We start from the raw sequence: 13,811 nt of genomic DNA on the forward strand, positions 1-13,811 counted from the left end.
GGGAAGAGACGAGCTTCGCTCATCCCTCCGCTCCATCTTCCCGTTTGCGCATGATCCATTCCGAAAACCGGTTTCCGCTTTTCGGGATCATGCTCTAGGCCGCGTCCGGTCCGTTGCGCCAGTCGAAGGCGAGCGGCGCCTCCTTGAAGGCGAAGCGATCGAGATGGCTGGAAACGACGCCCTTCAACTGTTCCAGCTGTTCGGGCCGGCTGGCATCGATGGTGCAGTCGAGACGGTCGCTGGAGGCCGTCATCGCGAGATGGCCGTCGCCCGGCCAGTCGGCACCGCGAATGTCGCGCGGGAACGTCACCGTGCCCTTTTCGGGCGTGAATTCGACGGCGAGATTATGGCTCCAATGCTTGCAGAGCTGTTGCAGATAACGACTGGCATTGCCGGTCGGAACGCTGGCGGTGGATTGCAGTGCCATGGCTCGATACTCGTTTTTCGGCAGATTGCGTGGCCGGTAGCGGCTCGCCGCAAGTTGGTGGCGAGCTGGAGATAAGGAAAGCGAACGGCCGCGCCAAGGTGCTTGTCGGCGGGGTTCGTAAAACGCCGAGGTTCCGGATGGAGTGGCCCCCGGTCTGCCGATCGCGACGGAATGTCCTATATGAAGGGGACGATCACCGGACCGGCAAGCGGATCGGAACGATCCGTATGGCGCCGGCCGCTGCGATGCTGCTATGGACGCGGCGAACGCACAACCAGAATCTCGAAGGGGAACACCCATGAAATTCTTCGTCGACACAGCCGATGTCGCTGAAATCCGCGAGCTGGCCGATGCCGGCCTGCTCGACGGCGTCACCACCAACCCGTCGCTGATCAAGAAGGCCAACCGGCCGATGAAGGACATCATCGCCGAGATCTGCGACATCGTCGACGGCCCGGTCTCGGCCGAGGTCACCGCGATCGAGGCGAGCGAGATGGTCCGCGAGGGCAAGATCCTCGCCGGGATCGCCGACAACGTCTGCATCAAGCTGCCTTTGACGCTCGACGGCCTGAAGGCCTGCAACGAGTTGACCAACGAGGGCTTCCTCGTCAACGTCACGCTCTGCTTCTCTGCGGTCCAGGCGCTGCTCGCGGCGAAGGCCGGCGCGACCTTCATCTCGCCCTTCATCGGCCGCCTCGACGACATCAATCTCGACGGCATGGAACTGATCGCCGACATCCGCCGGATCTACGACAATTACGGCTTCGACACCGAAATCCTCGCCGCCTCGATCCGCACGATGAACCACGTCCGCGAGGCCGCCCTCATTGGCGCCGACGTCGCCACGGTTCCGCCGGCAACGCTGAAGGGCCTCGTCAAGCACCCGCTGACCGACAAGGGCCTCGAGACCTTCCTCGCCGACTGGAAGGCGACCGGCCAGACGATCGGCTGAGGCGGGGTCAGGCTCGCCCGATTTCGGGTCGCAACGACTGAGGGGACCGGCTGTCAAACGAGCAGAGCGGGTGGTTACCCCCCCTCTGCCCTGCCGGGCCTCTCCCCCGCAAGGAGAGATCGGCGGCTTCGCACACGCGCCTCTCTCCGCAGACTTCGTGCCGATTTTGGCGTCTGCGACGAAGCTGAAAAGGGTTGCGCGGGCCCGATCTCCCCCCTTGCGGCGGAGATGCCGGCAGGCAGAGGGGGGGTGCCTCGGCGCAACGGCGGAAAGCGGGACACGCTTACGCCTTTCGGAAACGCCCGCCGCTGCGGTTCGACGGGAGTCACGCCACCGTCGCCTCGCCGGTCTGCTTCTGCCGTTCGGCGATCTCTTCCCGCGACGGGTCGCCGCTTTCCGGGCGCACCACGCGCTTGACCAGCACCTCCAGCGTCAGCCCCTGGACCAGCACCGAGAAGATCACCACCGCATAGGTCGCCGTGACGATGAAGTCGCGCTGCGGCCCCTCCGGCAGGGACAGTGCCAGCGCCACCGAGATGCCGCCGCGGACCCCGCCCCAGGTGAGCACCGCGACGATGCCGCGGGAGAAGCGCTCGCGCAGCCGGACGATCTGGAAGGGCAGATAGACCGCGAAGAACCGCCCGATCAGCACCAGAGGGATCGCAAGGCCCGCGAGCGCCGCGGTTTGCCAGGTAAAGTCGACGACCAAGAGCTCCAGCCCGATCAGCATGAACAGGACGGCATTGAGGATGTCGTCGATCAGCGTCCAGAAGCCGTGCAGATAGCGCTGGGTGAGATCGCTCATCGCATAGGCGACGCCCCGGTCGCCGATCAGAAGGCCCGCGACGACCACGGCGATCGGGCCGGAGAGGCCGAGCTGGTGGGCGGCGGTATAGGTGCCCATGACGAGGGCGAGCGAAATCAGCACTTCGACGGGGTAGTCGTCGATCTTCAGCATCATCCGATAGGCGAGATAGCCGGTGATCGCGCCGAAGATCGCCCCGCCCAAAGCCTCGACGGCGAAGTGCTGGAAGGCGAGCGAAACGGTCAGATGCTCGCCCGAAGCGCCGGTGGCGACGCCGACCAGGATGGTGAAGACGACGACGCCGACGCCGTCGTTGAACAGCGACTCGCCGGCCATGTCGATCTCCAGCCGCTTCGGCACGCCGCTGATGGTCTTCAGCGTCGCCAGGACCGCGACCGGGTCGGTCGGCGAAATCAGCGCGCCGAAGACGAGGGCCCAGGCAAATTCGATCGGCGCGCCGACCCAGGCGGCCAGATAGTAGAAGCCGGTGCCGCAGATGCCGGTCGAAATGAGGACGCCGAAGGTCGCCATCAGCCCGACCGACAAAGCACGCGACTTCAGCGCCTCCCAGTCGACGTGCAAGGCCCCGGCAAACAGCAGGAAGCCGAGCATGCCCTCCATCAGCGTCTCGTTGAAATCGATGCCGGCGACGGTGTTGCGGATGGTGGCGGGAAAATCGAGACCGGGGAGCGCGGCAGACAGCCCCATCAGCCCGAGCGAGGAGACGAGCGCCAGGATCAGCAGGCCGGCATTGCTCGGCAGTCCGAGACGGCGCTCGTTGAAATAGCCGAAGACGGCGGCAAGGACGAGCAGGATGGCGGCCAGATCGAACAGGGAGAGCATGGGTCGGTTCCGATCGTTTTGGTCGGCCGGCGGGGCGACACGAAAAAGGGGCGACGCCGAGCGCCGCCCCTTGCAACATCACGAATACTCGCCGGGCGCCAGTGCCGGATGCGCCCCGGCCTGGGAGATCAGCTCTGGAAGTGGCTTTCCATGAAGTAGATCGACTTGTCGAGGCCGCGCCCGACCGCCGTCAGCAGGTCTTCCGTCAGCGGATCGCCGGCCTCCGAGGCTTCCTCGATCCCCTTCTCCACCGCCGCGCTCCAGGTCGAATAGCTGTCGGTGAGGCGCTTCAGGTGATCCTCGGACTTGACGAGATCGAGCGGATAGGGCTCGAGCACCGAATTTTCGACGGCCGCCTGCACGGTGCCGTGGGCCTGGCCGCCGAGCGCGGTCAGACGCTCCGCGATGGTGTCGACATAGCCCTCGGTCAATTCGTGCAGCTCGTCGAACAGTTTGTGCACGGCGATGAAGTTCATCCCCTTGACGTTCCAGTGGGCCTGCTTGGTCTGATAGGTGATGTCGACCGCGGTGGCGAGATGCGTCTGCAGGAGTTCGACCATCGAGCCGCGGATGTTCTCGGAAATCGGATTCTTGGTCGGATGCAGCTTGGTCTTGCCGGTCTTGCTGGCCTTGGCCATGGATGGCTCCTTTCGGACGGTGAAAAACGATCGGGCGAGCCCGCGAAAAAGGGGCTCAGCCATTCAGGCTCGATAACCGGCAAGCTCCCCCGAGGTTCCGCGACGGGCCGTCAACGGACGCGAAACCGCGGCCGGCGGCCTGAACCATCAACGGCAAGCTTGTGCCGGACGCCCGATGCGCCAGATGGGCGTTCGACACGAAAAGGAGACATCCCATGAAGACGCTGCTCATCACCGGCGCGTCGAGCGGCATCGGTGCCGCCGCCGCCAAGCGCGCCGTCGAGGCCGGATACCGCGTCGGGCTCGCCGCCCGGCGCAAGGACAAGCTCGACGGCCTCGTCGCCGAACTCGGCGCGGACAATGCGCTCGCCGTTTCCTGCGACGTCACCGACTTAGCCTCCCAAAAGGCCGCGGTGGCAGCGGTGACCGAGCGTTTCGGCGGGCTCGACGCGCTCTTCGCCAATGCCGGCATCGGCTCGACGGGCGCCGGGACGGCCGGCGGCGACCCGGAGGAATGGCGCCAGATGGTGCTGACCAACGTCCTCGGCGTCATGTACAGCGTCAAGGCCGCGCATGAGGCGATTGTCGCCGCCAGGGGCCACATCCTCATCACCAGCTCGGGTGCCGGCCGCAAGGTGCTCCCCGGCTCGGTCTATGGCGCGACCAAATGGGCGATGTCCGGCTATGGCGCCAATCTGCGCGAGGAAATGCGCGAGAAGCGCGTGAAGGTGACGCTGATCGAGCCCGGCATGGTCGACACGCCGTTCTTCGACGAGCCGAAACCCGGCGCGCTCGTCGCCGACGACATCGCCCGGGCCGTCGTCTACGCCCTGTCCCAGCCGGAAAACGTCCTCGCCGGCGAGATCTGGGTCGAGCCGCTCAACCTCTGACCGGACCCTAGTCGGCAGACTGCCCGGGTTGCCCGCCGCCCGAACGCAAGGGAATGGCGGGCCGGGAAAATCGCGCGGTGGCCGCGAGGACAGGCGAGCGAAGAGCGCGGCTTCGCTCCCGCAGGCCTCACCCCATGTGCTCCTTGATGCCCATGAAGGCCTTGTCGCCCCAGACCTCTTCGACCCGGGCATTGCGGCGGCATCCGGTGCGGTAGAACTTATACTTCACCGGATTCTTCTTGTAATAATCCTGGTGGTAACCTTCCGCATCCCAGAACTTCGGTGCGGCAGCGACCTCCGTCGCCACGGTGCCGAGATCTTTCTCGACCGCCGCCTCGGAAGCCTGCGCCGCCTTCAGCTGCGCGGGCGAGGTCGCATAGATCGCAGTCGTATAGGCGTGGCCGCGATCGCAGAACTGGCCGCCGGCATCGGTCGGATCGACCGAGTGCCAGAAGACCTCCAGCAGCTCGTCGTAGCTGACCTTCGAGGGGTCGTAGGTGATGCGGACCGCTTCGCGGAACCCTTCGTGATCGTAATAGGTCGGATTCTGCGCCTCGCCGCCGATATAGCCGGACGTCGTGTCGAGCACGCCGGCCAGATGATCGAAATCGCTTTCGACGCACCAGAAGCAGCCGCCGGCGAAGATCGCCGTCTCGGTGTTCTGCGCCCCGGCCGGCATGGCGAAGCCGAGCGACAGCACGGCGGCGCCCGCGAGCGCCGATGAGATTTTTCGCTTCATTCCCGTCTCCATGATCGACCAAGAATCAAAATCGGCCGCCCCTGTCCGACCGACGCCTTTCGGCCGGACCGGGTTTCCGGGCTGTTTCCCGACCGTCGACGACGCGCTCGGCGGCAATCGTTGCTGCCGACGCCTCGCCAAGGCGGCCATATGGAAGGAACTTCGCACAAGATGCCGCGATTGTTTCAGCCCGGCGCCATCACTTCAGACGTGATCGGCGGAGCGGATGCGCCGGGCCGCGGCTCTGGCGGCGACCCGAAGTTTCGTGGAAGCGCCCGTGGCTCAGCCGCCGTCGGCTGCGAAACCTGCCGCTTCGATGCCGGCGGTCGCCGCGGCCTCGTCATTGTCCGAGGTATCGCCCGTCACGCCGACCGCGCCGAGGATCTCGCCCCCCTGCCCTTTCACCAGCACGCCGCCCGGCACCGGCACGAGAACGCCCTTGGCGAGCGCGTTCATCGCCTGGATGAAATAGGCCTGTTCCTCGGCCCGCTTGTGAATGGCGCGGGAGCCCATGCCGAGGGCGATCGCGCCGTTGGCCTTGCCGATGGCGATGTCCGGCCGCATCCGCGACGAGCCGTCCGAGCGCTCGAGCGCGATGAGGGCGCCGCCCTGATCGAGCACGGCGACGGTCAGCGGCTTGAAGCCCTTGGCGATGCCGGTCTTGAGCGTCTCCGCGATGATGATACGGGCCTTGTCGAGTGTCAGCATGGTGTCTCCTCTGGTTGCGAGGCCGGACATAGGACCCGGCGGGGCGGCCGTCACCTCCTTTCGTCCCGCTTCGTGCCGTTCGAAGCAGACGGTCGGCCGCGATCGCCGCGACGCGCTCACCGGCCGACGAGGAGGATCTGCACCCGGCGGTTCTCCGCGCCTTCCGGATCATAGGGGTTCTTCAGGTCCCGCTCGCCCCGCCCCGACGCGACGAAACGGTCGCGCGGCAGCCCGGACGCGCGGACCAGCGCATCTGCCAGGGATTCCGCCCGCCGCCGGGAGAGCTCGAAATTATACGCGTCGCTGCCGGCCGCGTCCGTGTGGCCGAGAAGCACGAAGCGCTTGTCCTCAAGGCGCGGATCGGTCAGCGCGGTCGCAAGCTCGTAGATCTTGCCGTATTCCGACGACAGCGGCTGATCGTCGTTATAGGCGAAGAGCACCTCGATATCGATCGAAGGCAGCGGTTCGGACTCTTCCACCGCAATGCTGGCGACGGTCCCTCCGCCTTGCGCCGACGAACCGGCGGCGGCAGGCTCGGGATCTTCCTCGATGACGCCGAGATTCTGCAGATCGTCGAGCGAGAAGGATTTCGACGACTTCTTGGCGGTGCCGGCGCAGTCTGCACCGCCGCTGACGAGGCAGTCGCTCAGACGGTTGCCGGAAGAGGCCGGCATCTTCGTGGGCGGCCGGGGATCCGACGGCGCGACGGAATCGAGATCGAAACTGTCGAGGGTCATGGTCTGGGCCATCGAGGCGCCGCCGGACAAAGCGAGTGCCATCCCGGCTGCCGTGAGAAGTCGCAAGGCCCGCCGCGCGTCCGCGCAGGCCCGTCGCCCTGCCCGCATTCGGCCCGTTGCCAGGGTTTCCGTCGTCATCGCCACCTCCACCGTCTCAGTTCACCTTTTCGACCGAGCCGAACGCGTAGCCGACGCCACCCGGCAGCGTTGCCGTCGCCGAGCGGCGGTCGCTTTCCAGCATGTCGCGCACGTTGCGCAGCCAGCCGACGACGTCCTGGCTCGTCGGTTTCGCGACGCAGCTGGAACAGAACAGAACGATCTTGTTCAGCCCCAGCGGATCGGCGTCCTGCAAAACGAGCTTCTTGCGGGTGCGGGGCGAGGCTTCATAGGACGTCGCGCCGCCCGAGGCGTCGCTGGTCTCGAAGATCTCGACCGGGATCGGCGTGACCTTCCCCGCGCCGAAGCCGAAAAAGGCCGGGGTGCACTGGCGCACCAGAGCGCGCAGGGCGAGCCTGTCGCCGGTGCGTCCGACCGAGGGCGCGACCAAAAAGTCGAGGATCTCGCCGTCTTCCCGGCAGGCCGGGGGTTCCGGCGCCGCGATCGGCTCCGGCTCCGGTTCGACCGCGGCGAGGTCCGGCCCCGAGCCCGATCCGCCGCCCGAACCGTCGCCGGCGCCGGGCGTGACCGGCACGGGCACCGTCGGGATGGTCCCGTCGGCGCGCGGCGTCGGATCGGTGGAGACGCCGGATTCGGACCCGTCGGTTCCCGCAACCTTCGGCGGCCTGCCATCGGATGCGCCGTCCGACGCGGCGCCGTTTCCGCCCTCCCCGGACCGGGGCGCCTCGGCCCGATCGTCGGCGCCGGCGCCCACCGTCCCCGGCGCGTCGGACGTCTGCGGGTCCTCGGACCCGCGCGCCACAACGGGCTGCGGCTTCTCGCGGCAGGCGTCGAATTCCTCCGTCTCGGCCGCCACCGAGAAGCGCTGCCGCGACAGGAGCCGGCCGCGGGACTGCAGCGAGGCGAGGATGTCGAGCGTGTCGTCCGGCTGGTCCGGAACGGTGAAGGCGAGTTCGAGCGTCGCCGCGTCGCCGTCGGCCGCGGGCTCGCCGAGGAGGAGATCCGGCAGGTCCCGATCGACCCGCCCGGCGCCGAAATCCATCTGGCCGGTGCCGTAATAGGAATCCTGGAACCGCTCGACCGCCCGGTCGAGGAAGGCACAATCGGGTTTCTTCTCGCCCTTCACATAGACCCCGGAAGCGCTCTTCAGCCGCGGCGCGAGGGCCTGCAGCGCCAGGCTGTAGGCCCCTTCGAGGGTCAGATAGTCGCGCGAACTGCGGCTGTCGGGACGCGGCTCGAGGCTGTCGAGGGCGAGGTTGAAGGCGATGCTGCGATTGCAGCCATAGGCTCCGCCGGCGCCGCGGGCGAAGACCGAAAGGTCGATGCGCGCCACGCCCGGCTCCGGGCGCGAGGCCTTGAGGACGATCGGCAGCGTCGACGAGCCGAGGCGGTCGAGCGCCGTCGCGAGCTGGTTCTGGTCGGGAGAGCCGAGCCCGGCGATCGGGGCGAGCGCCCCGGCATCGCCCGCGGCACTGACGTCGACCGCCACCCGTCTCGCTTCCCGCAGGCCCGTCAGCACCAGCTGGTTGATGCGCTGGCGGTCGTTGGCGGAAAAATGCGGATCGGCGATCGGCAGGCCGTAGAAGGTGACGGTGTAGGGCCTTGCCTCCTCCGGCCCGATGCAGTTGCGCGTGACGACGTCGGCGACGGTGTCCCGCAGCCGCTCCTCGATCAGGGCGAGCGTGTCGTCCGATCCCGCCGCCCGGGCATCCGAGCCCAGCGTCGACCAGACGGTGGCCGCGACGGCGAGGGCCGTCAATGCGCGCGCGAGACCGCGGGCGGCCCGGGCCGCGAAAGACGACCCCGCAACCGGATTGCCGAACGCCAACGAACCAACTCCAGCCATGCCAATCCTTTCGTCACGTCGCGCCGGCAGTGGAAACGCCAGAGCCGCCTTCGCAGAATGCCGCCCCGGCCCCGCCGAGCCGTTTCCGTCTCCGACCGTCCGGCGGACGAACCGGCCCGATGGGCGCTTCGCGATCCGAAGCCGGTTCGACCGCGGCTCGGGCGAATGGGTTGGACAGCCATCGTCTCATGTGTGAGCCGCCATCATTTCCTGGCGCATGGCAGCGCCGCCGGGCCGAACCTCGCCGAACAGGCGATCTGCCCGATCACCTGCTGCGCCTCGCGGGACGCGCGGCCGTCCGGCCCGAGACGAAAGCGCATCCGCACCGTCGCGGCCGTATCGCCGCCGTCGAGGGCGAAGTTGTAGAAACCCGAACGACGATCCGCCGCGACGCCGGAATAGACGAAGGCCCCCGCGAAGCTCTTGTCGTAGGTCACGTCGCGCCGGTCGAGAGCGTCCCGACGGGCTTTCTCGTCGGCATAAAGCGCCGCATCCCCCACCTCGATCTCGACGTCGAGATCGCCGAACCGATAGATCCTGAGGTCTGCCTGCTCGACGAGGGGCGCGGCGTCGGCGACCACGGCGGCGGAAAAACGGCTCCAATCCGTCGAGGCGGCGGAACCGGCCGGGGAAAGCGACGCGGTGACCGCACCCGGCGCCTGCGGTGTTGGCTCCGGCGGCAGCGCGACGCCGCGCTTGTCGGCGGCGATGGCGGCTCTCGCGGCCGGCGGCAGGTCGGCGATCTTCATGTCCTTCGGCAGAAGCCACGAGATCATCGGCGTCAGCCGCAGGACGCTCTGGCTCGCCCGCTGGCCGTCATAGGCCGCCTGGTTCCAGCCGGTGCGGGAGAAGACGAAGCTGGAAAACGGCTCGGTATAGGTGTCGCTGACGTCGTCGAGCCAGGCCATGCGGGCGAGCGAGACGGCGAAGTCCTCCGACGGGATCGTCTGCGAGGCCCCCGCCCCGCAGAATGCGAGGGTCAGCGGCCGGTCATCGATGTCGTAGCCGAGGAAGACCTCGCCCTCCCTGGTCTTGCCGGAGGGGGATTCGACATAGGCGGACTGAAGCGCCGCGACGCCGGAAAGATCCGTCCGGTAATGCAGCGCGAGCAGCTTTTCGCAGACGTTCCGGGTGATCGCCGCACGGTCGAGCCCGAGCATCGAGGCCGGCACCGGCGGCAACTCGCCGCCGAAGGCGACGACGTCGGCCACCGTCTCGATCGCCATCACCTCGTCCGGCCCCATGGCGACGATGCGGTCGATGACCAGCGGATCGACGTTGAAGTCGGCGAGAAAGCGCACCAGCGTCGAGATGCCGAGCCGAAGGCCGCTCGCCTGGGTGTCGAGCCGCTCCTCGGCCGGCAAGGCGGCGATCGCGGCGGGCGAGATATAGGGCGAATGAAAGCCGATCCGGCCGCCGGGCTCGACGAAACGGTCGACATAGGTGCCGACGCCGCCGGTCGCGTGGAAGCTCGTGCCGCCGAGCCAGGCCAGCGCACAGGCCGACAGGCAGAGGCTGCCGTCCTCGACGATCGCCGCGACGTTTCTCTCCCGCATCACCCTGGCGATCGCGATGCCTTCGGTGAAGGTGCCGCCGGGGCTGTCGAGGCTGAGCATCGCGGCGGTGTTCTGGTAGTCGCATTCACGCGTCCGGCAGACCTCGTCGATCAGCGCCCCGAGCTTTCCCGCATCGCCCTTGGCCATCACGCCGGAGAGCGCGATCACCGGCTCCCCCCGGCTGGCGCTGAAGGCGTTGCGCAGAAGGCTGAAGTCGGCGGCGGCGGCGGGAGGCGGAAAGGCAGTCGGCACCACCACGGCAATCGACAAAAGCGCAGCCCTGAGAAGCGCTCCGGCCCGGTTCACAAGACCGGTGGTGAACCCGTGAAACGGAGTGCAATCAACGGTCGGTCCACAATCATCGGTCGACCGGGCCGCGGCAGCGACACCCAAGACATCCCGCATCTTTCGGACCTCCTGCTCACAGGCCCACCCGCTTGAAGATCGCTTGACGAGGCCGGGTGAAGTCGCGCACGGCTTGCGCCGCACGATACCGTACTGCCCCAAGGGAACGTAGCAGCTTCCGGTCGGGCTGTGAATGTCACTTGCCCGACCTCTTGGCCTACTTGCGATTTCGGTTCAGGAAAGCCGCGAGATGCTTGAATCTATGCGCCAGCACAGCCGGTGCCTTGGCCGCGCCGACGACGCGCACGGCTCCGAAGGATGCGACCGACGCCGCAAAGTCAACATTGCTTTGCCCAGCTACTGCATAACAGAACCAGCGCGCTCCGTAGCGGAACTCTGAAGTCGGCACCATTCCGCCATGTACAAGTCACGTTCGTCGACCAGATCGCGCGGATCCACCCGAAAATTCGCCGGTATGAACCCAGCGGATGCAAGACCCTTGCAGCAATTTTCGGAATCGATCAGATATGGCCCACGCAATCCCGAATGTACAGGCAGCGGACTCAACGCGGCATAGATGTAATAGCTATCATAGGAATTGAGCGCACCGTCGATGGCGGGAAAGGTTGGACTGACCGCAAGGGACCGCGAGATATAAGCGATCCGCCGCGCATTGCGACAGTAAACGACGTTATGCATCGCCGATCCGACACTTCCCACGATCTCCGTTGCGCTTGCGAATGCCGCAACTTGTTCCTCTAGCGTGGCCTGCGTCGGATCGAGAACTTCAAAGCCTTCGCTCTGGAGAGCCTTTTGCACCGTCCCCTCACCGAACACGGCTCCGACCCCCTGACCTCGACTGACGAAAATTCGCCTGCTCTGGGATGGGGTCTCGAACGATTTCGCAAGGTGCTGAAACGGAGTGACGAACGCTTCATGCACCGTGCCTCGCTCGACTGCAGCGACAGCTGGAATGATCAGCGACCGAACACGAAAGCCCGTCCTCGCATCGACGAATCGAGCGTCGATACCCAGCAGCGAAAAAAACTTTCGGGCGAATTGCGGCACGGAGCCGCCGATCATCTGAAAGATGACCGGACCTTGGTACTGGTTCTGAACGATCCACCACAGCCGGGTGGTGCTCTCGACCATGAAGTGACCAAAATGTGGGAACAGATATCCGCCGTAAGCGGCCTCACCACATTCCACCAACTCAAACGCCGATGGGTCAGCGTAGCTCTCGACGCACTCGCGGCTGGCACCACCCGCAACGCGCTGCAAACGCGACGCGGGTATAACGGTCCCCATCGGCCCGTAAACGCCGCCAAACATCTTCAAAGGGACGAGTGAAAGGACCTTCACCGGCGGAATCAGACAGTTTGTGTGAGTTTCTACCCGGGGTCGAGACCCCGACCGGTCCTTGAGAATACTCGCTCGCTCCACCGGCGTCACAGTTCCCAAGACATGTCGCATGGAATTCCCCCACCAGCCTAAAAACAGGAAGTTTCGGCGGCAATCATCTTCAGTATCCGCAGATCCACGGTCGATGCACCGCGCCCCCGCAGACTTTTTTCGGCGCATGATCGAAGCCAACACCGTGATAGGGAGGCGTGCGCGGAGCGGATGGGCGTCGAACCATCTGCCGCCACTCCCACGCCTCGATCGATGCGGTGAAGGCCGAGGCACATATTTTCTGATTGGCGGTATGATCAGGCGCGCGAAAAGGTTCAACCTAAGGTACTGACGCCATAGTGCAGGCAACATGCCCCCCCAGAACTGCCAACTCCGCTCTCCGCCAAGCGCGAAGCTGCCCTTTTTCGAACGAAAAGCCAAGCCACAAAAAAATCCACGCGTGGTGGCTTGCCTCGCGCTTGGCACCGAGACGGCCAGGTCGCCTGCCTCGAGAGTTCGAAGTCAGGGCCGCCAACGGGGCCGGTGACCGCTTTCCCCCTTACCATAGGCAAGCGCCCCGCTTTTTTGGACGTTACAGGTCCGACCGAGAATGTTCCCGACGGGCCGAGCTACCGCGCCCGAATTCAACTCTTGTCTCCACGCTGATAAAATGAGACACCGCTTCCCGCCACGGTGCGATCACCCGGGTCCGGTTTCGTCACCGGCTTGCGTAGACGCGGGCGGACGACGTAACGAAAGTAAAACCGATCTCTGCTCAGAGGCGTGGCAACCCCGCACCGTAGTGCTTGGCTCGAAGAGGATGCCCTATGCCAGTGACACGTGACGATGTCGTAAATGCTTTCGTGAATAAATTTGAAAACGCTCGTTATCTGGAGATCGGTGTTGCGAGCGGGAAGACGTTCCACAACATTTCCGCATCGAGAAAAGTTGCAGTTGATCCGAAATTTCAGTTCAACGTCGAACAAGCACAGCAAGATAATCCTCACGCATCCTATTTTGAAATCCCGAGTGACGCTTATTTCGCGCAACACGTTCAGAAAGATCAAAAATTCGATGTCATCTACATCGACGGTCTGCACACGGCGGAACAGACCCTTCGTGATTTGATCAATGCGGTCGACTATCTCGTGGATGACGGTGTTATCGTGATCGACGACGTCTCGCCCCCGAACTACGCAGCGGGCGTCGCACGGAGCCTGGAAGAATTTCGCACCCTCCGTGAAAAGCTCGGCATTGCGAGCGCGGCCTGGATGGGCGACGTGTACAAGCTGATTTACTTCGTGGACACCTTTTTCCAGCAATACGATTATCGTATCGTTGCAGACAATCATGGACAAATGGTCTTGTGGAGAGATCCGCGTCAATCGGTGACCGATAGACGGATTTCCGAGGTCGGCGACGTCCCTTTCGCAACGTATATTATGGAAAAGGGAATCTTTCCTTTCGCTCCTTTGAGCGAAATTTCGGAAGCATATGACGGGCGTCGTCGCCGCTGACAAGTACACCGGCCGAACGCTGCACCGCGCTAGGCGAGTGACCTGCGGAACTGGCCGAAATCATCACCAACCGGCTTCAGCATACCTCCATTGCCTGACTTTGCTGACGCCGGTTGCTCAAGATGTGACCTGCCACCGAGTCTTTCCTCCTCGATCGATTAGAGTCTGCCCCCTAGAGAGCGTCTCCATAAACGGGTTCATCTGAGCGGCACGATCTGATTCATTCTCCTTGAAAGGAGAATGCCATGCGTCGTCATGAACTCACGGATCAGGAATGGGCGGTGATCGAGCCGCTGCTA

General features: G+C 65.3%; 12 protein-coding genes. 3 read left to right on the top strand and 9 right to left on the bottom strand.

The annotated features are described in order from the left end of the window. Window positions 1-94: 94 nt before the first annotated feature. Complete coding sequence (locus LZD57_RS22455; protein WP_233721825.1) at window positions 95-427, bottom strand: DUF2218 domain-containing protein; 333 nt, start codon at window positions 425-427, stop codon at window positions 95-97. A gap of 298 nt (window positions 428-725) precedes the next feature. Between LZD57_RS22455 and fsa the strand changes: the two genes are divergently transcribed. Then, window positions 726-1,379, top strand: a complete 654-nt coding sequence (gene fsa / locus LZD57_RS22460; protein WP_233721826.1) for a fructose-6-phosphate aldolase — start codon at window positions 726-728, stop codon at window positions 1,377-1,379. 325 nt (window positions 1,380-1,704) lie between these two features. On the opposite strand, the gene LZD57_RS22465 is transcribed toward fsa, so the two are convergent. Together LZD57_RS22465 and dps are read right to left on the bottom strand one after the other, a co-directional pair. Continuing rightward, window positions 1,705-3,027 (bottom strand): cation:proton antiporter, encoded by a 1,323-nt coding sequence (locus tag LZD57_RS22465; protein ID WP_233721827.1) that lies wholly within the window; start codon window positions 3,025-3,027, stop codon window positions 1,705-1,707. 128 nt (window positions 3,028-3,155) lie between these two features. Next, on the bottom strand, window positions 3,156-3,665 hold the full coding sequence (dps, locus tag LZD57_RS22470) for a DNA starvation/stationary phase protection protein Dps (RefSeq protein ID WP_233721828.1): 510 nt from the start codon (window positions 3,663-3,665) through the stop codon (window positions 3,156-3,158). Between the two features lie 215 nt (window positions 3,666-3,880). On the opposite strand from dps, the gene LZD57_RS22475 reads away from it, so the two are divergent. Next, window positions 3,881-4,555, top strand: a complete 675-nt coding sequence (locus LZD57_RS22475) for an SDR family oxidoreductase (RefSeq protein WP_233721829.1) — start codon at window positions 3,881-3,883, stop codon at window positions 4,553-4,555. 127 nt (window positions 4,556-4,682) lie between these two features. Here the strand turns inward: LZD57_RS22475 and msrA are convergent, their stop codons facing one another. The 6 genes from msrA to LZD57_RS22505 form a co-directional block, all read right to left on the bottom strand. Continuing rightward, window positions 4,683-5,294, bottom strand: coding sequence for a peptide-methionine (S)-S-oxide reductase MsrA (msrA, locus tag LZD57_RS22480; RefSeq protein ID WP_233721830.1), 612 nt, complete (start codon window positions 5,292-5,294; stop codon window positions 4,683-4,685). Between the two features lie 282 nt (window positions 5,295-5,576). Further along, window positions 5,577-6,002: a GlcG/HbpS family heme-binding protein gene (locus LZD57_RS22485; protein WP_233721831.1), complete on the bottom strand. Its 426-nt coding sequence runs from the start codon at window positions 6,000-6,002 to the stop codon at window positions 5,577-5,579. A 116-nt stretch (window positions 6,003-6,118) separates the two neighbouring features. After that, window positions 6,119-6,781: an OmpA family protein gene (locus tag LZD57_RS22490; RefSeq protein WP_233721832.1), complete on the bottom strand. Its 663-nt coding sequence runs from the start codon at window positions 6,779-6,781 to the stop codon at window positions 6,119-6,121. A gap of 112 nt (window positions 6,782-6,893) precedes the next feature. Next, on the bottom strand, window positions 6,894-8,702 hold the full coding sequence (locus LZD57_RS22495) for a hypothetical protein (RefSeq protein WP_233721833.1): 1,809 nt from the start codon (window positions 8,700-8,702) through the stop codon (window positions 6,894-6,896). Window positions 8,703-8,905: 203 nt separating this feature from the next. Beyond that, on the bottom strand, window positions 8,906-10,513 hold the full coding sequence (locus tag LZD57_RS22500; protein ID WP_233721834.1) for a hypothetical protein: 1,608 nt from the start codon (window positions 10,511-10,513) through the stop codon (window positions 8,906-8,908). 447 nt (window positions 10,514-10,960) lie between these two features. Further along, a complete protein-coding gene (locus tag LZD57_RS22505; RefSeq protein ID WP_233721835.1) occupies window positions 10,961-11,965 on the bottom strand; it encodes a glycosyltransferase family 61 protein in 1,005 nt (334 codons plus the stop codon). An 863-nt stretch (window positions 11,966-12,828) separates the two neighbouring features. On the opposite strand from LZD57_RS22505, the gene LZD57_RS22510 reads away from it, so the two are divergent. Further along, window positions 12,829-13,512: a class I SAM-dependent methyltransferase gene (locus tag LZD57_RS22510; protein ID WP_233721836.1), complete on the top strand. Its 684-nt coding sequence runs from the start codon at window positions 12,829-12,831 to the stop codon at window positions 13,510-13,512. Window positions 13,513-13,811: the final 299 nt, after the last annotated feature.

This window comes from Jiella avicenniae (assembly GCF_021390325.1).
Taxonomy (GTDB): domain Bacteria; phylum Pseudomonadota; class Alphaproteobacteria; order Rhizobiales; family Rhizobiaceae; genus Jiella; species Jiella avicenniae.

Coding starts and splice junctions, on each gene's coding strand:
- LZD57_RS22455 (WP_233721825.1), bottom strand. CDS start 427: ATGGCACTGCAATCCACCGCCAGCGTTCCGACCGGCAATGCCAGTCGT.
- fsa (WP_233721826.1), top strand. CDS start 726: ATGAAATTCTTCGTCGACACAGCCGATGTCGCTGAAATCCGCGAGCTG.
- LZD57_RS22465 (WP_233721827.1), bottom strand. CDS start 3,027: ATGCTCTCCCTGTTCGATCTGGCCGCCATCCTGCTCGTCCTTGCCGCC.
- dps (WP_233721828.1), bottom strand. CDS start 3,665: ATGGCCAAGGCCAGCAAGACCGGCAAGACCAAGCTGCATCCGACCAAG.
- LZD57_RS22475 (WP_233721829.1), top strand. CDS start 3,881: ATGAAGACGCTGCTCATCACCGGCGCGTCGAGCGGCATCGGTGCCGCC.
- msrA (WP_233721830.1), bottom strand. CDS start 5,294: ATGAAGCGAAAAATCTCATCGGCGCTCGCGGGCGCCGCCGTGCTGTCG.
- LZD57_RS22485 (WP_233721831.1), bottom strand. CDS start 6,002: ATGCTGACACTCGACAAGGCCCGTATCATCATCGCGGAGACGCTCAAG.
- LZD57_RS22490 (WP_233721832.1), bottom strand. CDS start 6,781: ATGGCACTCGCTTTGTCCGGCGGCGCCTCGATGGCCCAGACCATGACC.
- LZD57_RS22495 (WP_233721833.1), bottom strand. CDS start 8,702: ATGGCTGGAGTTGGTTCGTTGGCGTTCGGCAATCCGGTTGCGGGGTCG.